Genomic DNA, 17,798 nt, shown 5'->3' with positions numbered 1-17,798 from the left:
TTGTACTTCAGAATATGGTACTTGAGTAGTAATTTTTATCTATCCCGACCTTGATAAACAGAAATGATTAGATGTCTGTAAATCTGACAACGTTATTGTACAAATAATTGCCGGTCTGGTTCATAGACGCAGGCCAAAAGCAGTTTTAGTATAGAGTAAACCGGAGGTCCTGAATGAAAAAAATTACAGATATTGTTTCAGATAAACAGCAGCGCCCGGAAAGAATACTTCAGTTCGGTGAAGGTAATTTCCTGAGAGGATTCGTTGACTGGATGGTCGATATTTTAAATGAAAAAGAACTGTTCAACGGCAGTATTGTGCTGGTTCAACCGATTGCACAAGGCCTCGGGCAGATGATTAATGAACGTAAGGGTTTGTATACCACATATCTGCGTGGATTGCAGAACGGCGAAGCCAGAGAAGAATCACGTTTGATAAGCTCTATCAGCCGCTGCATCAATCCTTACAGTGAGTATGAAGAATATATGGAAGCCGGCTGTGCAGAGGATATCCGTTATATAGTAAGCAACACAACCGAGGCCGGTATAGCCTATGATCCTGAAGACAAGCCTGGAGACGGTCCGCAGAAATCATTTCCCGGAAAATTGACGGCACTGCTGTACAAGAGATATCAGAAATTCCAGGGAGCTCATGATAAAGGTGTAGCAATTATTCCCTGTGAGCTTATTGATCGTAACGGAGATAAATTACGCGAGATCGTTCTGCGTTATGCAGATGAATGGCAGCTGGAGCGGGAATTCAAGGTCTGGCTGAATGAATCGTGCGAGTTTCTTGTAACACTGGTAGACCGTATTGTGACCGGTTATCCAAGGGACGAGGACACGCAGATATGGGAAAAGCTCGGGTATGAGGATAATCTCCTGGTAAGCGGTGAACTGTTCCATCTCTGGGCAATTGAAGGAAGCAGCAAATGGAGTCAGGAGCTCAGATTTACGGATGCCGGACTGAATGTAATATGGACTGATAATCTCGAGCAGTACCGTACGCGTAAGGTGCGCATTCTTAACGGTGCGCATACCATGATTGCACTTTCCGGACATCTTTATGGTGCCGATACCGTTCGCGATGTTGTCAGTGATCCAGTCCTGAATCAGTTTCTGCATACAAGTATCTTCAGTGAGATTATTCCCACCATGGATTCGGATCCTGAAGGTCTGCATTCTTTTGCCGATAGTGTCCTCGAGCGATTTGCCAACCCCTATATTGTGCATCCCCTGCTCAGTATCAGTCTGAATTCGGTATCAAAATTCAGGGCCAGGGTACTTCCTTCAATGATTGATTCCATACGCCGTCGCAGAACCTTGCCAAAAAGTATGGTGCTGGCTCTGGCTGGTCTCATAGCATTCTACAGGGTTGAAGAGCTTGGAGCAGATGGGGCTTTCGGAATCAGAGCCGGCAGTAAATACAAAATAAATGATAACCAGGATATCCTTGAGAGCTTTCATGCATGGTTCTCGGATTGGACGCAGGACGCTGACAGCAGCCGACAATTATGCGAAAAGGTTCTTGGGGCAGAAAATCTATGGGGTCAGTCCCTGAATGAGATTGCCGGTTTGACTGAACAGGTTTCGGCTTATCTGCATAGAATTCTGTCGACTGACATGAAAACCGTCATGCAGGACTTTGTTCAGAATGGTGAGGCCGTTCGAGTAAAAAAAATAGATCCGCGTGATAATGTCGGAATAGCAATAGACTCGATATTTTCCGGAACAACTGTACAGCTTGACGGGCAGAAGGTCGACATTGTCCAGGATATACCCAGGGGCCATAAATTTGCTCTGCAGCCGATTAAGGTCGGGGAGTCAATTATTAAATACGGGTATCCCATGGGAAAGGCAACCAACCTGATCAGCATTGGTACGCATGTTCATACCCACAACGTGAAGACCCGGCTTGAGGGGACACTTGAGTACAGCTATAACCCGCTGCCAGATTCAAGTGCTGCTCGAACCGATGCAGGTGATAAAGCCGCTACAGCCACATTCATGGGTTTCCGCAGGCCTGGGGGAAAGGTTGGTATCCGTAACGAAATCTGGATTATTCCAACTGTAGGTTGTGTAAACCGGCCGGCAGAGGTAATGGCAAAACGGGTTGAGAAACTGCTGGCGAAGCGCAGCAACACAAGTATTGATGGAATTTATACCTTCGCCCATCCCTATGGATGTTCGCAGCTCGGTGATGATCAGGTCATGACCCAGAAAATTCTGGCAGACCTTGTGCATCATCCGAATGCGGCCGGAGTGCTTGTGCTTGGCCTTGGCTGTGAGAACAACTACATCCGCAAGTTCAAGGAAGTAATAGGTGAGTATGATGATCAGAGGGTGAAGTTCCTGGCTGCCCAGGATACCCCGGATGAGCTTGAAAGCGGTACCAGTCTTCTTACTGAACTCCTTGATTATGCTGACAGTTTCAGGCGTGAAGCGATACCCGCCAGTGAACTTGTGGTTGGCTTGAAGTGCGGTGGTTCGGATGGATATTCCGGACTCAGTGCGAATCCGCTGCTCGGTCAGTTTTCCGATCGTTTGATAACAGTTGGAGGAACTACTATACTTACTGAAGTACCGGAGATGTTCGGTGCCGAAACCATTCTTATGGACAGGGCCAGGGATGAAGGAACCTTTAACGATGTTGTCGGGCTGATCAATGGATTCAAGGAATACTATCTGCGTTATAATCAGGTTGTGTATGAGAATCCAAGTCCCGGAAACAAGGATGGCGGTATTACCACCCTGGAAGAAAAAAGTCTGGGCTGTGTACAGAAAGGTGGCAGAAGTCCGGTTACCGGTGTCATGAAATACGGTGACCGTATTCAGAATCCGGGTCTGAATCTGCTTGAAGGACCGGGTAATGATATTGTCAGTGTGACTGCCATGGCGGCTGCCGGGGCTCATATGGTGCTCTTTACCACCGGTCGGGGAACACCCTTAGGTGGTCCGGTTCCAACAGTTAAGGTGTCCAGCAATTCAGAGTTGGCATTCAGAAAGAAATCCTGGATTGATTTTGATGCTGGTCCTCTGCTCGAAGGCCAGGATCTGGTGCCTGATTTTTTTGACTATGTCCTTTCGGTTGCATCAGGAGAGGAAACAAATAACGAACTGAATGAGTATCGTGAGATCGCAATCTTTAAAGATGGGGTGACATTGTAATGGATCTGAAAAAAGCATACGGCAACTTCATGAACAAGGATTTCCTGCTGCGGACAGAGACAGCCCGAAGGCTTTATCATGAAGAAGCCGCAGGCCAGCCGATTTTTGATTATCACTGCCATCTGAATCCGATGGAAATTGCGCAGAACAAGCAGTATGAAACAATTACCGAGATATGGCTTGGGGGTGATCACTACAAATGGCGGGCCATGCGGTCGAATGGAATAGATGAGAGCCGGATTACCGGCTCTGCAGATCCATACGATAAATTCATGGCCTGGGCTGAGACCATGCCGAAGCTCCTTGGTAATCCCTTGTATCACTGGACACATCTTGAGCTGCAGCGCTATTTCGATATCCACGTACCCCTGAATGTTGAAAGTGCGCCCGAGATTTGGACCGAATGCAATGGTATGCTGCAGAGTGGTAAAATGAGGGTCCAGGACCTTATAGGTTCCAGTAATGTACACACCATTGGAACGACCGATGATCCTTCTGATGATCTGGCCTGGCATCAGCAGATACGCGAAAGCGGATTCAGCACAAACGTGATTCCATCATACAGACCGGATCCTTACATCAATATTGATTCGGAAGGATTTCCGGCAGCACTGGCTCGTCTGTCCGATTCTTCCGGTGTGAAGATTGAAAGATTTGAAGATGTAATTACAGCCTTACGAATGCGGGTACAGTTTTTCGCAGAGCTGGGCTGCCGGGCTTCCGACCATGCACTGGAATATGTTCCCTGCAAAGAGGTTCCTCAAGCTGAGCTGTCTGCGATATTCAACAAGAGGATGGAAGGCGGAATGCTCAGTTCTCTGGAGGCTGATGCCTATAAAACTGCAGTACTTGCTGAACTTGCCGGGGAGTACAGGAAACAGGGCTGGGCGATGCAGCTGCACATAGCTGCCAGAAGAAATAACAACAGCAGATTCATGCGCTCCCACGGTCCGGATACCGGGTTTGATTCAGTTCATGATTATTCCCTGGCGGCCGGCCTTGCTGGATTCCTTGATCTGCTTGATTCCGATGGCCGTCTCCCGAAAACCATTCTGTATAGTCTTAACCCTGGTGACTATTACACAATAGGTACACTCATGGGCTGTTTTCAGGGTGATGGTATACCCGGGAAAATCCAGTTTGGTTCTGCCTGGTGGTTTAATGATCATCGTGACGGCATGGAAGATCAGATGAAAATCCTTGGAAATCTTGGCTTGCTGCCGCGTTTTATCGGTATGCTGACCGACAGCAGAAGCTTTTTGTCCTATACTCGTCACGAGTATTTCCGGAGGATCCTCTGTAATCTACTGGGAACCTGGGCCGAGGAAGGCGAGATTCCAAATGACAGGAAATTGCTGAGTGATACTGTAAATGGAATATGTTTTCAAAATGCACTTGCTTTTTTTTCCTGAACATCGCTAAATATGGTCTATGGCCATAAAAACGCAGAAAAACAGTTCAGAAGGATACGGCACCCCGGGCTCACCGATAAGCGCGGTGGTGCGTGTATTCTCGATTATCGAGATTCTTTCAACCAGAAACCGTTATAACCTTGAACATCTCTCTCAAAAGACTGGTCTTGCCAAGCCCACTGTCTACCGATTCCTGAATACTTTGAGAGATCTTGGTTATGTCAGGCGTGATGAGAATGATCAGTATTATATTACTATGAAGCTGTTCAGTGTTGGTTCACGGGCGCTGGATCATCTTGATTTACCGGTAATTGCGCATCCGATTGCCGAGCGTCTGTCTGAACAGCTCCACGAAACGGTACATATGGGTATCAGGGATGAGCATGAGGCTACCTATATTCTCAAGATTGAATCCAAATATACACTCAGAATGTATTCACGCGTTGGAAGGAGAATACCTTTGTACTGCACTGCCATCGGGAAGGCACTGCTCTCTGATGCCGAACAGGATCAGATAAAAGAATATCTTGATACAACCGAGTTGATTCCCTTTACTCCTCATACGATTACAAAGCCCGAGAGCTTCATGACGGAATTAAAGGCTATAAAGGATAGTGGTCTTTCACACGACCGTGAGGAACATGAAGAGGGGATTCGTTGTATTGCCAGTCCGATCAGGGATTATACCGGCAATGCGGTTGCGGCAATAAGCGTGTCCTGGCCCAAATTCAGGTTTGACGCAGAGAAGGAAGCCGAGTATTCACGACTTATTCATGAAGCTGCCAATGAAATTTCCGCTATTCTTGGGGGTCATTCTTGAGTGATAAGAAAAAGGTACCTTGAACCTCGATTAAATTATTTCTCTGTCATGATTTACAGAAAGACTTATCTCTGTTGTAAATTATGGTTGTAAATTCAGCCTTAATATGTGACAGAGAAATAATATGCCAGTAATTGATGGTACCTTTTTCTTATCACTCAGAGTAATATATCTTTGAGAGTCGTTCATATTTTGAAATAATGTTCCAAAATATGTTGCAATCTCCTTGTGTTCTGATATAATAGAAAAAATCAGATTGTAAGGAGTCTATTACATGTCCAGCACATTACTGAACGATGTCTATAAAATCGGTCTTGTACCGGTTGTGAAAATTGACGATGCAAATTCCGCTCCGGGACTTGCGAAAGCACTGCAGGCTGGCGGTATTCCTATAGCCGAAATCACTTTTCGTACTGAAGCAGCTGCTGACAGCATAAAAAAAATTCGTGATGCTGTACCGGATGTTTTAACCGGAGCGGGTACGGTTATTAATCTTGAGCTTGCAAAAAAAGCAGTCGCAGCTGGTGCTCAGTTTATTATCAGCCCTGGTTTCAATCCTGCTGTTGTTGACTTTTGTCTGGAGCAGGGTATACCAGTAATGCCGGGAGTCAACAATCCAAGTGTGATAGAAGCGGCGCTAGAGCGTGGAATCGACACCCTGAAATTCTTTCCTGCTGAGGCTTCAGGCGGCTCGAAAATGCTGAAAGCTCTTTCCGGACCCTTCCCTCAGGTCACTTTTGTGCCCACAGGCGGGATCAGTGCTGGTAATCTGCATGAATATATTTCTATGAAAAATGTTCTGGCAGTCGGTGGAAGCTGGATGGTACCTGAAGAGGCTATCAAGACAGGTAAATGGGATCTTATTACCCAACTTTGTCAGAAAGCAGTTCAGACTATGCACGGGTTCTCCTTTGCTCATGTCGGAATTAACAGCCAGGATGATAACGAAGCCGCTGCAAGCGCAGATTTTTTCTCACTGCTGGGACTGGAAATTCGAAATGGAGCCTCCTCCATATTTGCTTCTGATGCTATTGAGATTATGAAATCTCCTTACCTCGGGACTCATGGACATATAGCTATACGGACGTGGAATATTGACAGGGCTACAGCCTTTCTCGAAAAGTACGGATTCAAAGCTGTTGAAGAAACAGCAAAATATAAAGACGGCAATATGATAGCAATCTATCTTGAGCCGGGACTCGGTGGTTTTGCACTGCATTTGCTGCAGTGAATTAAGGAAATGTAAAAAGCTCAAGTGTTACTCCTATTGCGCCTTATCGGTGCCGCCCCAGCTGTTTGCACGGCAGTTGGGGCGTTTTTTTGCTAGTGGTCAGATAATGACACCATGAAACTCAACAATTCCTTCTCTTTTTATACTCTGAAGAGCTTTTTGCAAATTTACATTTTGCATGAGCATTCGCAAGATTATAACTTCTCAAGTTGTTTATATAAAACAACTTGAGAAGTCGCTACTGATGCGAGGAGGAAATTGCACGTAATTTTGCAATTTCCTCTGAATTAAAAACCTTGTTGTATTTACAGGTAGGCACTTATGCAATAAAGGAGTTTCTTATGCATACCCCACCTTTTTGTCCAAATGAAAATTGTACACATCATAACCATCACAAGCGTAGCCGTTATGAAAAGAGTCGTGTTGGAAAATGGTTCTGGCTCAAAGGTAAGCGCAGTTCTGCCTGTGCTGGAGATTTTCAGAGGTTTCAATGCAAGCATTGCGGCAGGTTTTTTACTGAGCGGACTTTTTCTATTGATTATCGGGTTCACAGAATTGTGTCTTACAGTGATTTATTAAAGGATGTGCGTAGTCGTTGCAGTCTGGCTGCTACCCAGCGAAATCGAGGGATTTCCCCATCAATTCGTAGAAACCGTATTAGCCGACTTGCTCGTAACTGTATTGCCTTGCATGCAGAGCTCAAACCGTATCTAAGGAAGCCTGAGGATCTCATTGCTGATGGTTTTGTTTCCTTTGAGGTTAGTCAGTACTATCCAAGTAATTTGCATGTGGTGATAGGTAAAGAAAGTGAATATTTATATGCTATGGATCATGTTACGATTCGAAGAACCGGTAAAATGTCAGAAAGACAAAAGAAGCAACAGGCGAGGCTCGAAGCGGTTTTTAGACCTGAACCTCGAGGTATTGTAAATTCTTTTAGTCGGGTGATGGGTACCATGAGTGACTGTATAGAGCAATGGAAACTTCCTGAGATGCCAACACTGAATATGCCTGGCGCGGTAACTTTCATCACCGATAACAAGCTGGAATATCCTATCGCAATTGGAATTTGTGAACGCCTTCATACTCAAATTGCAAGCTCTAAGGTGAATTGGAAAACCATTAGTTCTGATCATCACAGGGGACCTGGTGGGCCGATGTTTGCCATGGACAATTTTGATAGGGAATTGAGAAAAGATATTGCAGCTTATGTGCGAGAGACGGTGACTTTCCGTAGAAATGTGGTGAATGCCATGGAATCTGCACAGGTGTATCGCATGTATCATAATTTCATGAAGCCATATAGAAGTCGGGGAAAGAGCAAAGAGAGACGCTGGCAGCGAGTTGGTTTACCTGAAAAAATAGTGAGGAGCCGATTGAAAAAAATGTTTACTCAGAGGGCTTTTCTGAGTCATTTGACAGCTGTGCCGGAAGAAGATGAGCGGATCTGGAAGCGACAATTATACACACCGGGACAATTGAGCCAGAAATTGCCTCCAAAATATATACTGAACTGATGAAACATCGAATTATGTGTAGGCATTCGCGAAGTTAATAGATCTCAAGTTGTTAATATAAAACAACTTGAGATTTTGATTTTACAGAGGATGAGTTGATAACCATCTGCTGTTGTTTCTGCCTAACTTAAGTTTATGGTGTCTTTTTTTAATTACTCAGAGACCATAATCCCATATTCATCATTATTTCCCTGACTACAGGTTCCTGCAGCTGTTCACGTCCATGGCCGAATGCAGAATAGCAGACCTTTCCCATTCCATACTGTTTTACCCAGCCGAGAGGGCAATTGAATTCGCCGTACCTGGATTGAAACAAGGTGGTGAATGTTCCATAGGTTTCAAACAGATATAACTCATCAATGAGGCTGAAGCTGTCTATACCAGAGCAAACAGGATGATCCGGGCGGAGTATTTCAACCTCAATCGTGTCCCTCATGGGGGGGTGAGCAAGGAATCGTGCTCCGAGCATTCTCTGGTAGGCGGATGATTCCGAGAAGGCAGTTGCTGCGCAGTGGAAGCCGAAAAAACTTTTTGGCTCTCCGGTGACCTGGGGGTTTATACCCGAGATGGCGGTTAAAAGGCCGGATTCCTGTTCAGGCTTAAGCTGTCGTTCGGATACACAGCAGATTATCAGCTTGAAGTCGCGTATATTATCGGCTCTGAAGGCATCAAGGTCCTCAGTGTAGTGGACGTTTCCTGGTATATCTTTCAGTATTTCCTTAAGCTCGATCTGGTATTCATCGAACTGATGCCAGGGTGCATCCGATCCACCAATACAGAGTATATTTACCATGGCATTGGGTTCCCGTTCCAGTCGATATACATTGCTTCATCGTCTGTTTGTTCTTTCATGATCTGCGCATGTACGCTGGCTGCTGATTCCCCGGGAGACAGGTCTGCTTGCTGTCCGCCCATATCTGTTCGTACCCAGCCAGGGTGAATCAGCTGAACACGGATACCGTCTTTCTTCACCCTGTTCTGAAGGATGCGCATAGCCATGTTCAGGGCGGCTTTGGACATGCAGTAGGAGTATTCCTTTTCCCGCCAGCAGTTTCCGATACTGCCTGCTTCTGAAGAAATATTTACGATTGATTTGAACGCTCCGTTCTGCAGCAAGGAAAGAAAATGCTTCACTACAGAAAGGGGTGCAATCGAGTTTATTGCAAAACTTGTCTGGTATCTGGAGAAATCAAGGTCCTGGATATCCGGTTGATCCTGTTCAAGATGGACGGCTGCATTGTTGATAATAATATCCAGTGAGTCGATAGTCGATTCAATTGATTTTCGGGTTGCTGCGACTTCAGTTTCCTGAGAGACATCACAGATATGGAACTGCAGACTCTTATCTGAAGTGCTGTCCAGCAGCTGCTGCATTCCGGGACTGACTGAACGGGAAAGCGCAATGACTCTGTGTCCATCAGTGAGAAAGAGTTTGCAGAGCTCGAATCCGAGACCACGTGCGGCGCCGGTTATTAATATATTCATATGTATCACCTCTGCCTTACAGTATACAGCTCCCGGGGAGCGGCGCAACCGTGTGCGCCGCGGGGGGCATGTCTCTGAAAAGGATTCCGCTGGCTATAACCTGATGCCCCCCGATTGTGGCTTCAGCATGGACCGAGCATGGGACCGAGCATGAGCGTTCGAGGGATCATTGGTAACGGTGGAGCTGGATGACGGGTTCCTGGCGGCGGAAGTTGTTGAGGATGAGGATTTCGGGGCGGTATTCAAAGTGTATGGTGTCGAAGAGAAGCCATTTTCCGCCCCAGATGAATCCATGCTGTTCAAAGATTTCGATTATGCTTTCTGGCGGCATGTAGCGTTGGCTGTGATCCATATCGTACCAGCGGGAATTCCACTGACTTGCCCAGAGCCAATAGGGAGAGAGACCATGGTAATTTGAGGGGACTATGTCGACGGCGGTGCCGTAGGAATGAAAGCTGAGTGATGCGGTATCGGCTACCCGTCGGTAGCTGTAGCCTTCAACGCCGGCTATGCTCCGGATGTAAGCGGCTATTTGAGGATCCTGGAGGGCGAGGGTGTTGATTTCGTGTTCTATGGAGGCGAGGATGGAGAGCAGGTCGCGATGGACCATTGTTTGCTTGCCGAGGAAATAGATGGTTTTCACCTGTTCATAGGAGCTTCGCTGGTCGTAGCTCTGCCAGATGGCGTTGTAGAGGCCGGGGTGGCGCCGGGGTGGATTTTCGCTGCGTCGGGTGAGCAGCTGCTGGAGTCGTTCGCGGTGTTCTCCTTCCGGTGGGGTGAACTCGGGCAGTGTTCGCGGATATGAGTAAAAGGGGATGGGGTCGTACTGCTCCCATTGGCTTCGCATGTTCCGGGGAAGGAATCTTCCGTTGGCGTAGTACAGCCATTCATCGCCTATGAGGATCCGCCATTCGCCGTCGTGGATTTCATATCGATGCACACGGTGGGGATATGCCTGCTGTAGTGCCTGGAGTATCCCTTGAGGTGTGAGGCTGTCTGTTATGTGTTGTTCTTCTTCGGGGAAGGTGCCGTGGGTTCCATCGGCTTCCTGGGCTTGGTCTGGACTGCCGGGTACTGTCGGGATGGCTGATTCTGTTTCTGCCGGGTGGAGGGATTCGGCCGGGGAAGGCTGTTCCTCAGTCGAAGGCGCTGGTTCTGCCTGCGGCTGGGACACAAGCGGTAAGAGGGTCAGGCATGTCATATAAAGGACAAGAGAGATTAATCTCGGTGCAGTTCTGATTGCTATGTATAATTGCCGGTTGTGGTTTCCGGAGGATTTGTGCGCATTCATATATCCTGTAAATGTATGTGATGCCGGATGACTGTGCAAGTGGGGTTTTCCTGCAGAATTGTTGTATGTATATGGAGCTTTCGGTAAATTCCTGTGTGAAGAACGCAATTTTGAAAAAGCTGACTGTATTTCGGGATCCATGGGTATAAACCGTCTGGTAAATTTCGCTATACTTCGGGCCTGAATATTCTGATATTTGAGGAAGCTATGAGTACTTCGGGTAGACCGTTCTATTTGGACAGAGAAAACAAGCTGATCGAGGCCGGGATTGATCTTGCCCTTCTGGAGGATTTCCAAGATGTTGGCGATATCACCTCCGCTGCTGTGGTGTCAGAGTCGATGCGGCAGGAACATATCTGCCGGGTAAAAGAGGATGGTGTCATCGCTGGACTTGAGATAGCAGCCAGGGTATTCCAGAAGGTTGATCCTGATCTGGTTTTCACCTGCCTGGTTGAGGATGGAACTGAGGTTAGCGCGGGCACCGATGTTGCGTATATCCGGGGTTCATCAAGGTCTGTTCTGGCAGCGGAGCGTACGGCTCTGAATTTTCTGCAGAGAATGAGTGGTATAGCGACCTTGACCAGGGAATTTGTCAGAAAGCTTTCGGGTACCAGGGCGGTTCTGCTTGATACACGCAAGACCGGGCCATGTCTCAGGGTTTTTGACAAGATGGCGGTGCGGCTTGGCGGGGGATATAATCATCGCTTCGGTTTATATGATATGATCATGATCAAGGATAATCATATCGCTGCCGCCGGTGGCATACGTCAGGCGGTCGAGCGGGCTCAGAGGGCCCGGCCGCGGGGGGTTGAGATCGAGGTTGAGGTTGCGAATATGTACCAGCTCAAGGAAGCCCTGGATGCCGGTGTAGACCGCATCCTGCTGGATAATATGTCGCTGGTGGAGCTTCGGGAGGCGGTTGCTGCTACCAGAAAACGCACTCCGCTGGAAGCTTCCGGGAATGTGAATCTGAATACAATAAGTGAGATTGCTCGAACAGGTGTTGATTTTATTTCGGTGGGTTGTTTGACTCATTCAGTCAAAGCCCTTGATATTCATCTGGAGACCTTATCTGAGGGAGTTATATATGGGAAACAGACAGGCAGCAGCAGCTGATATTACCGATGTCGATGTAATGTACCGGCATCTTTCTGAAGTACTTCGGAACACAGCACCGGATTTTGAGGTCCGTTTGAAGGCCGAGACTGCGGTGCAGATAAATAAACTGAAGCGGGAACGCAATGCGGTTGTTCTGGGTCATAACTATATGGAAGCGGCATTGTTTCATTCCATTCCGGATTTTACTGGAGATTCTCTTGAGCTGAGCCGTCGTGCTGCAGAAACTGACAAGGATATGATTGTATTCTGCGGTGTGAAATTCATGGCGGAGACTGCGAAGATTCTCAGTCCTGAAAAGACTGTGCTTGTGCCGTCTTCCAAAGCAGGCTGCTCGCTTGCCGAGAGTATTACTGCAGAGGATGTCAGGAAACTGAAAGAGAAATTTCCGGGTGTTCCTGTGGTTACCTACATCAATACCTATGCCGATGTAAAAGCAGAATGTGATATCTGCTGTACCTCAGGAAATGCTAAAGCAGTCGTGGAATCATTGGGAACAGATACGGTGATCTTTCTGCCGGATGAGTATCTTGCAGGTAATGTTGCCAGGGAGACCGGCAAGCATATCGTGTTTCCCAGCATCGAGCCGGTCATGAACAGACAGCCGGGTCTGGACTATCAGATGATAGGCTGGAACGGCCGCTGTGAGGTTCATGAGAAGTTTACGGTTCAGGATATTACCAATATACGCCGTGACTTTCCGGGAACCCTGATTCTGGCGCATCCGGAATGCAGCCCGGCGGTTACGGCTGCTTCCGACTTCTCCGGCAGTACTACTGCAATGATCCGCTATGTCAGAGAACATGATGCTCCGAGATATCTGCTGCTGACCGAGTGTGCCATGGGGGACAATGTTGCGGCAGATAATCCCGAGCGCGAGATGCTGCGTTTGTGCAGTGTTCGCTGTCCGCATATGAACGAGATTACCCTGGAGGATACACTCAAGGCCCTGCAGGAGACACAGTTTGAAGTTGATGTTCCAGAGGATATTCGTTTACGGGCCTTTGCTGCGGTAGATAGAATGCTTAGAATAGGCTGATCTGGACTTCCGGGGGATTGATTGTGGATAAGCTGTTAACAACTGATGTGCTGGTGATCGGTAGCGGTATAGCCGGGGGCTGCGCTGCTCTTGAACTTGCAGATTCCGGGGTGGATGTTCTGATGATTACCCGCAATGAAGATCCCCTTGAATCAAATACCTATTATGCCCAGGGCGGGATTATGTGGCCGGGGGCCGGTGGTACTGCTGCGGATGGATCGCCGGATACCCGGCAGCTTGCCGAAGAAGATGTAATTGCGGCCGGACATGGTCACAGCCTTCCGGATGCAGTGCATATTATGAGTTCGGTCGGCCAGGTGGAGGTTCCGCGGGTGCTTGTGGAACGCCTCGGCATTCAGTTCGATGCTGATGCGGAGGGCAACCTTCTGCTGGCACGTGAAGCAGCTCATTCAGCTCCGAGAATTCTGCATGCCGCTGATTCAACCGGAGCGCTTATTCAGCGGGCATTGATCAAGGCGCTGGAGGCTCATCCGAATGTGCGTCTCATGTGGTCAATTACTGCGGTTGATTTACTGACACCGGCTCATCATTCGTCAAACAGTCTTGCGGTTTATGACAGGATAAATTGCGTCGGGGCTTATCTATTTGATTCCAGGAAACAGCAGGTTCTGCGTTGTTATGCCCAGAAAACCATTCTGGCAACCGGAGGGCTTGGGCGCCTGTATCTGAGGACTACCAATCCGTCAGGAGCGCGCGGAGATGGAATTGCTATGGCCTACCGCGCAGGGGCCAGGGTGATCAACAGTGAGTTTGTCCAGTTTCATCCGACTACCTTTCATCATCAGCATGCGCCAAATTTTCTTATTTCCGAGGCGGTCCGCGGGGCTGGTGCCCGGCTGGTAGACAGCCATGGGCGTTCATTTATGCAGAAATTCGACCCTGAATGGGGTGATCTTGCTCCGCGTGATGTTGTTTCGCGGGGAATACATCAACAGATGCTGGCTACGGGTACTGAACATGTCTTTCTGGATGCTGCCAGCACCATTCCTACCGAGGATATCCGCAGGGGATTTCCTTCTATCTATGAATCCTGTCTGGAATATGGCGTTGATATGACCAGGGATCCGATTCCGGTTGTTCCTGCTGCACATTATTCCTGCGGTGGTGTGTGGGTGGACAGCTGGGGAAGGACAACCATAGAAAATCTGTATGCCGTTGGCGAGGTTGCTTGTTCCGGTGTGCATGGTGCCAATCGCCTGGCAAGCAGTTCCCTGCTGGAAGGGCTGGTCTGGGGGCTTCGCTCGGCCCGCGATATTACGGCTGCAGGACTGAAAACCGGGATCAAGCGCTATGGTGTGGAAGAGAATGAAATTCCGCCATGGCATAACTCAGGCACCGATGCTCCAGACCCTGCTCTGATTCAGCAGGATATGAGTGCAATCCGTCACATTATGTGGAACTATGTCGGACTGGTCAGGACCGCGCGCCGTCTTGAGAGGGCTTACAGCGAATTAAGGCATCTGGAAATGGAGATAGAGCGCTTCTATCGTTCGGCAACCCTGACGGACGATTTGATCGGATTGAGAAATGCCGTGCGCAGTGCCATAATTGTGACTACGGCGGCCTGGGAAAACAAGCGTAGTGTGGGTTGTCATTATCGGGAGTAGCCCTGTATGGATCCGCTTGAAAGAGGTATTCTGATTGTAGGCCGGTAGTGAAATTTCTGCTCTATACCTCGTAAGGGGGTGGAAGCGGGAATTTATGCAACTTGTGGATAAGTTGTGAATAAACTGCTGGCGGAATGTGAAAAACATGTCTCCAGGAAGGACCTGACTCAAGAGGGATATTGCTCCCGGGCGGGTACCGCGAGGTATATGTAAAGCAGATTATGTGAAGCATATGCCGGCTCCTTTCTGGAAGAAAGGAGACATTATGACAAAAATAGCTGATTTTCCGGCGGCCAAGTCGCAAGGCCGGAAACTAAGTATGCTGACCTGCTACGATGCCTGCTTTGCAGCACTTCTGCAGGATAGCGGAATCGATTCTGTGCTGGTAGGCGACAGTGCCGCAATGGTGGTTCACGGTCGGGACAGCACACTCCATGCTGATATAGATATGATTGCAGCTCATGTTCGTGCGGTACGCGCCGGCGGTCCCGGGCTCAGCATTGTGGCCGATATGCCATTCCTGAGTACCAGACGTGGATGTTCTGCTGCTGTAGAAGCGGCAGGTGCCCTTATGCAGGCTGGAGCGGATGCAGTCAAGATCGAAGGACTGCGTGGACACGAAGAAATTATTCCATTCTTGATCGACAGTGGTATCCCTGTCATGGGCCATCTCGGTCTGACTCCTCAATCGGTGCACGTTTTCGGCGGTTACCGGGTTCAGGGTCGTGAGCAGCAGGCTGCCGACAGAATCGCACAGGATGCGGCGAAGCTTGAAGAGCTTGGTTGTTTCAGTATTGTGCTCGAATGTGTTCCAAGCCATCTGTCCAGTGCGATCGCTGATGATCTTACCATACCGATTATCGGTATCGGGGCCGGTGAGAAGGTCGATGGCCAGATTCTGGTTCTCCAGGACCTACTTGGTCTGGGCAGCGGCCGGGTTCCCCGCTTTGTCCGTGAGTATCTTGACGGGAGAACCCTGGTGCGGACAGCTATAGACTCCTATATTTCCGACATCAAGGACGGAAGCTTCCCGGATAAAAACGAGCAGTATCTGTTTCCATCTGAAAGTCCTGCAGCAAAGCGGGGTGGAAATTGAGCCTGCCAATTCAGATCCGGAATCCGCAGGAGTGGGCGGCATATTGCCGGAAGCATAAATCAGAGGGTCGTTCAATTGGCTTTGTTCCCACCATGGGGGCTCTTCATGCAGGGCATATGTCTTTGGTCCGGCGCAGTCTGCAGGAAAATAATGTCAGCTGTATGAGCATTTTTGTAAATCCCGCACAGTTCAACCAGGCAGAGGATCTCGAATCATATCCGAGGACCCTGGAAAGCGATCTGGGGCTTGCCGGAGACCTTGGTGTTGATGCGGTATTCCTGCCGGATGCCGATGCTATGTATCCTGATAACTATAACTACAGTCTTGAAGAGAAAAACATCAGCCGCATTATGGAAGGAGAGTACCGTCCGGGGCACTTCAATGGTGTGTTGACGGTAGTAATGAAGCTGCTGCTGCTTACTGGAGCCGATCGGGCATATTTCGGGGAAAAGGACTACCAGCAGTATGTGTTGATCAGGGAAATGGCTGAGGCTTTTTTTCTGAAAAGCTGCATCGGAACTGAAATACTTGTCTGTCCTGTTGTGCGTGAACCCGATGGATTGGCAATGAGTTCACGGAACACCCGACTATCGCTTGAAGGTCGGGCCATGGCTGGTCGCTTTGCCGGGATTTTCAGGACTGCGGCAACTGCAGAGGATGCAGAAAGCAGACTGGAAGAAATCGGTATAGATGTTGAATACATCCGGGACAGCAGCGAGCTGTCAGCGGGAGAGAACAGACGCTTCGGTGCCGTGTCCATAGATGGGGTCCGCCTTATCGATACAATGGCGCTGCCTGAACCAGGGGAGACGGAATAGAAATGTATACATTATGTCTTGATGTTGGAAATACCCAGGTCTACGCCGGGCTGTTTCGTGAGGACGGATCGATTGTTCTGCGCTTCCGTCAGTACTCCGGGAAAGGAATCAGTGCGGATGAATACGGGGTGTTTCTGAAATCCGCCTTGCGGGAAAACGGATTTGATCCGGCTGAGGTAAACAGGATTGCCCTGTGCTCGGTGGTTCCGGACCGGATTTACTCCATCCGTAGGGCATGCGGGAAATATTTCGATATTGATCCCCTGATTCTGCAGGCCGGGGTAAAGACGGGTTTGCAGATATGCTACCGTAACCCCCTCGAGGTCGGGGCCGACAGGATTGCCAATGCTGTCGCTGCATCGGTGCGTTATCCCGGGAGGGATTGTATTATCGTCGATCTGGGGACAGCTACTACCCTGGAAGTGGTGACCGCTGACAGGCGGTATCTCGGTGGTGCTATTGCACCCGGGCTGCGGCTTGGAATGGAAGTGCTGGAAACGAACACTGCTAAACTTCCAGCTGTTGAGATTCTATCGGCGCGCACTGCCTGCGGACGCTCCACGGTTGAGAGCATTCAGGCGGGACTGTACTTCGGTCATCTCGGTATGATGAAGGAACTGATCAGCCGGATTGAAGATGAGGTTTTCAGGGAGTCGGCGGAGGATGCAGCCGGTAAAAAAGCGCTTGTAATTGGAACCGGCGGATTTGCACATTTATTTGCAGATGCCGCTGTATTCGATGTTATCGAACCGGACTTTGTACTGGAAGGCCTTTTCGAAACCTTGAGGAGGAATGAATAGAATGACTGTAACAATGTTGAGAACAAAACTTCACCGGGCGGCGGTGACAGAGGCCGATCTGAACTATGAGGGCTCGATTTCGATTGCGCCGGAGTTGATTGAGGCTTCCGGTCTGCTGCTGCATGAGCGTGTAGAAATATATAATGTAAATAATGGTCAGCGCTTTGCGACCTATGTAATCCCGGGAAAGACTGGACAGATATGTCTCAATGGGGCTGCTGCCCGGCTGGCTCACCCGGGCGACCGGGTGATAATTGCAGCCTACTGCCAGATGGATATGGACGCTGCGGCTGCATTCAAGCCGAAAGTGGTTCTGCTCGACGAGCAGAACCGTATTCAGTAGTTTTTTTCAGTCGTGCTGGCGGCAGGCTTGTTCTG

Annotated in this window: 15 protein-coding genes; 12 read left to right on the top strand and 3 right to left on the bottom strand. The window is 48.8% G+C overall.

The features are described from left to right. Nucleotides 1-173: 173 nt before the first annotated feature. The 5 genes from ACYQ2L_RS05235 (at nucleotide 174) to ACYQ2L_RS05215 (ending at nucleotide 8,147) form a co-directional block, all read left to right on the top strand. On the top strand, nucleotides 174-3,167 hold the full coding sequence (locus ACYQ2L_RS05235; protein ID WP_460052018.1) for a tagaturonate reductase: 2,994 nt from the start codon (nucleotides 174-176) through the stop codon (nucleotides 3,165-3,167). Then, nucleotides 3,167-4,579 (top strand): glucuronate isomerase, encoded by a 1,413-nt coding sequence (gene uxaC, locus ACYQ2L_RS05230; protein WP_460052014.1) that lies wholly within the window; start codon nucleotides 3,167-3,169, stop codon nucleotides 4,577-4,579. Before ACYQ2L_RS05235 ends, uxaC begins: the two co-directional genes overlap by 1 nt. Nucleotides 4,580-4,598: 19 nt before the next feature. Then, nucleotides 4,599-5,399, top strand: coding sequence for an IclR family transcriptional regulator (locus ACYQ2L_RS05225; protein ID WP_460052011.1), 801 nt, complete (start codon nucleotides 4,599-4,601; stop codon nucleotides 5,397-5,399). Between the two features lie 274 nt (nucleotides 5,400-5,673). Then, a complete protein-coding gene (gene eda / locus ACYQ2L_RS05220; RefSeq protein WP_460052006.1) occupies nucleotides 5,674-6,630 on the top strand; it encodes a bifunctional 4-hydroxy-2-oxoglutarate aldolase/2-dehydro-3-deoxy-phosphogluconate aldolase in 957 nt (318 codons plus the stop codon). Nucleotides 6,631-6,971: 341 nt separating this feature from the next. After that, the gene (locus ACYQ2L_RS05215; protein ID WP_460052004.1) at nucleotides 6,972-8,147 is read left to right on the top strand and encodes a hypothetical protein; all 1,176 of its coding nucleotides are present in this window, start codon (nucleotides 6,972-6,974) and stop codon (nucleotides 8,145-8,147) included. 148 nt (nucleotides 8,148-8,295) lie between these two features. On the opposite strand, the gene ACYQ2L_RS05210 is transcribed toward ACYQ2L_RS05215, so the two are convergent. From ACYQ2L_RS05210 to ACYQ2L_RS05200, 3 genes are all read right to left on the bottom strand, one after another. Next, nucleotides 8,296-8,940 (bottom strand): ThuA domain-containing protein, encoded by a 645-nt coding sequence (locus tag ACYQ2L_RS05210; protein ID WP_460052002.1) that lies wholly within the window; start codon nucleotides 8,938-8,940, stop codon nucleotides 8,296-8,298. Next, the gene (locus ACYQ2L_RS05205) at nucleotides 8,934-9,632 is read right to left on the bottom strand and encodes an SDR family oxidoreductase (protein WP_460051998.1); all 699 of its coding nucleotides are present in this window, start codon (nucleotides 9,630-9,632) and stop codon (nucleotides 8,934-8,936) included. Before ACYQ2L_RS05205 ends, ACYQ2L_RS05210 begins: the two co-directional genes overlap by 7 nt. Before the next feature lie 166 nt (nucleotides 9,633-9,798). Next, the gene (locus ACYQ2L_RS05200) at nucleotides 9,799-10,923 is read right to left on the bottom strand and encodes a M15 family metallopeptidase (RefSeq protein ID WP_460051995.1); all 1,125 of its coding nucleotides are present in this window, start codon (nucleotides 10,921-10,923) and stop codon (nucleotides 9,799-9,801) included. 207 nt (nucleotides 10,924-11,130) lie between these two features. Here ACYQ2L_RS05200 and nadC point away from each other — a divergent pair, with 207 nt between their 5' ends. The 7 genes from nadC (at nucleotide 11,131) to panD (ending at nucleotide 17,763) form a co-directional block, all read left to right on the top strand. Beyond that, the gene (nadC, locus tag ACYQ2L_RS05195) at nucleotides 11,131-12,039 is read left to right on the top strand and encodes a carboxylating nicotinate-nucleotide diphosphorylase (RefSeq protein ID WP_460051991.1); all 909 of its coding nucleotides are present in this window, start codon (nucleotides 11,131-11,133) and stop codon (nucleotides 12,037-12,039) included. Next, entirely contained in the window at nucleotides 12,011-13,078 is a 1,068-nt protein-coding gene (gene nadA, locus ACYQ2L_RS05190) for a quinolinate synthase NadA (RefSeq protein WP_460051988.1), read from the top strand. Before nadC ends, nadA begins: the two co-directional genes overlap by 29 nt. 23 nt (nucleotides 13,079-13,101) lie before the next feature. Further along, the gene (gene nadB / locus ACYQ2L_RS05185) at nucleotides 13,102-14,706 is read left to right on the top strand and encodes an L-aspartate oxidase (RefSeq protein ID WP_460051985.1); all 1,605 of its coding nucleotides are present in this window, start codon (nucleotides 13,102-13,104) and stop codon (nucleotides 14,704-14,706) included. Between the two features lie 265 nt (nucleotides 14,707-14,971). Continuing rightward, nucleotides 14,972-15,802: a 3-methyl-2-oxobutanoate hydroxymethyltransferase gene (gene panB, locus ACYQ2L_RS05180; RefSeq protein WP_460051982.1), complete on the top strand. Its 831-nt coding sequence runs from the start codon at nucleotides 14,972-14,974 to the stop codon at nucleotides 15,800-15,802. Further along, nucleotides 15,799-16,620 carry a pantoate--beta-alanine ligase gene (panC, locus tag ACYQ2L_RS05175; RefSeq protein ID WP_460051979.1) on the top strand — a complete coding sequence of 274 codons (822 nt, stop codon included), beginning with the start codon at nucleotides 15,799-15,801 and terminating at the stop codon, nucleotides 16,618-16,620. Before panB ends, panC begins: the two co-directional genes overlap by 4 nt. Nucleotides 16,621-16,622: 2 nt before the next feature. Next, nucleotides 16,623-17,420, top strand: a complete 798-nt coding sequence (locus tag ACYQ2L_RS05170) for a type III pantothenate kinase (RefSeq protein ID WP_460051976.1) — start codon at nucleotides 16,623-16,625, stop codon at nucleotides 17,418-17,420. After that, nucleotides 17,413-17,763, top strand: coding sequence for an aspartate 1-decarboxylase (gene panD, locus ACYQ2L_RS05165; protein ID WP_460051973.1), 351 nt, complete (start codon nucleotides 17,413-17,415; stop codon nucleotides 17,761-17,763). The genes ACYQ2L_RS05170 and panD overlap by 8 nt, the downstream gene beginning before the upstream one ends. Nucleotides 17,764-17,798: the final 35 nt, after the last annotated feature.

The sequence above is a fragment of the Spirochaeta dissipatitropha genome (assembly GCF_054657935.1).
Note: the sequence above shows the minus strand (reverse complement) of the source record. Positions and strands in the feature narration are given on the sequence as shown.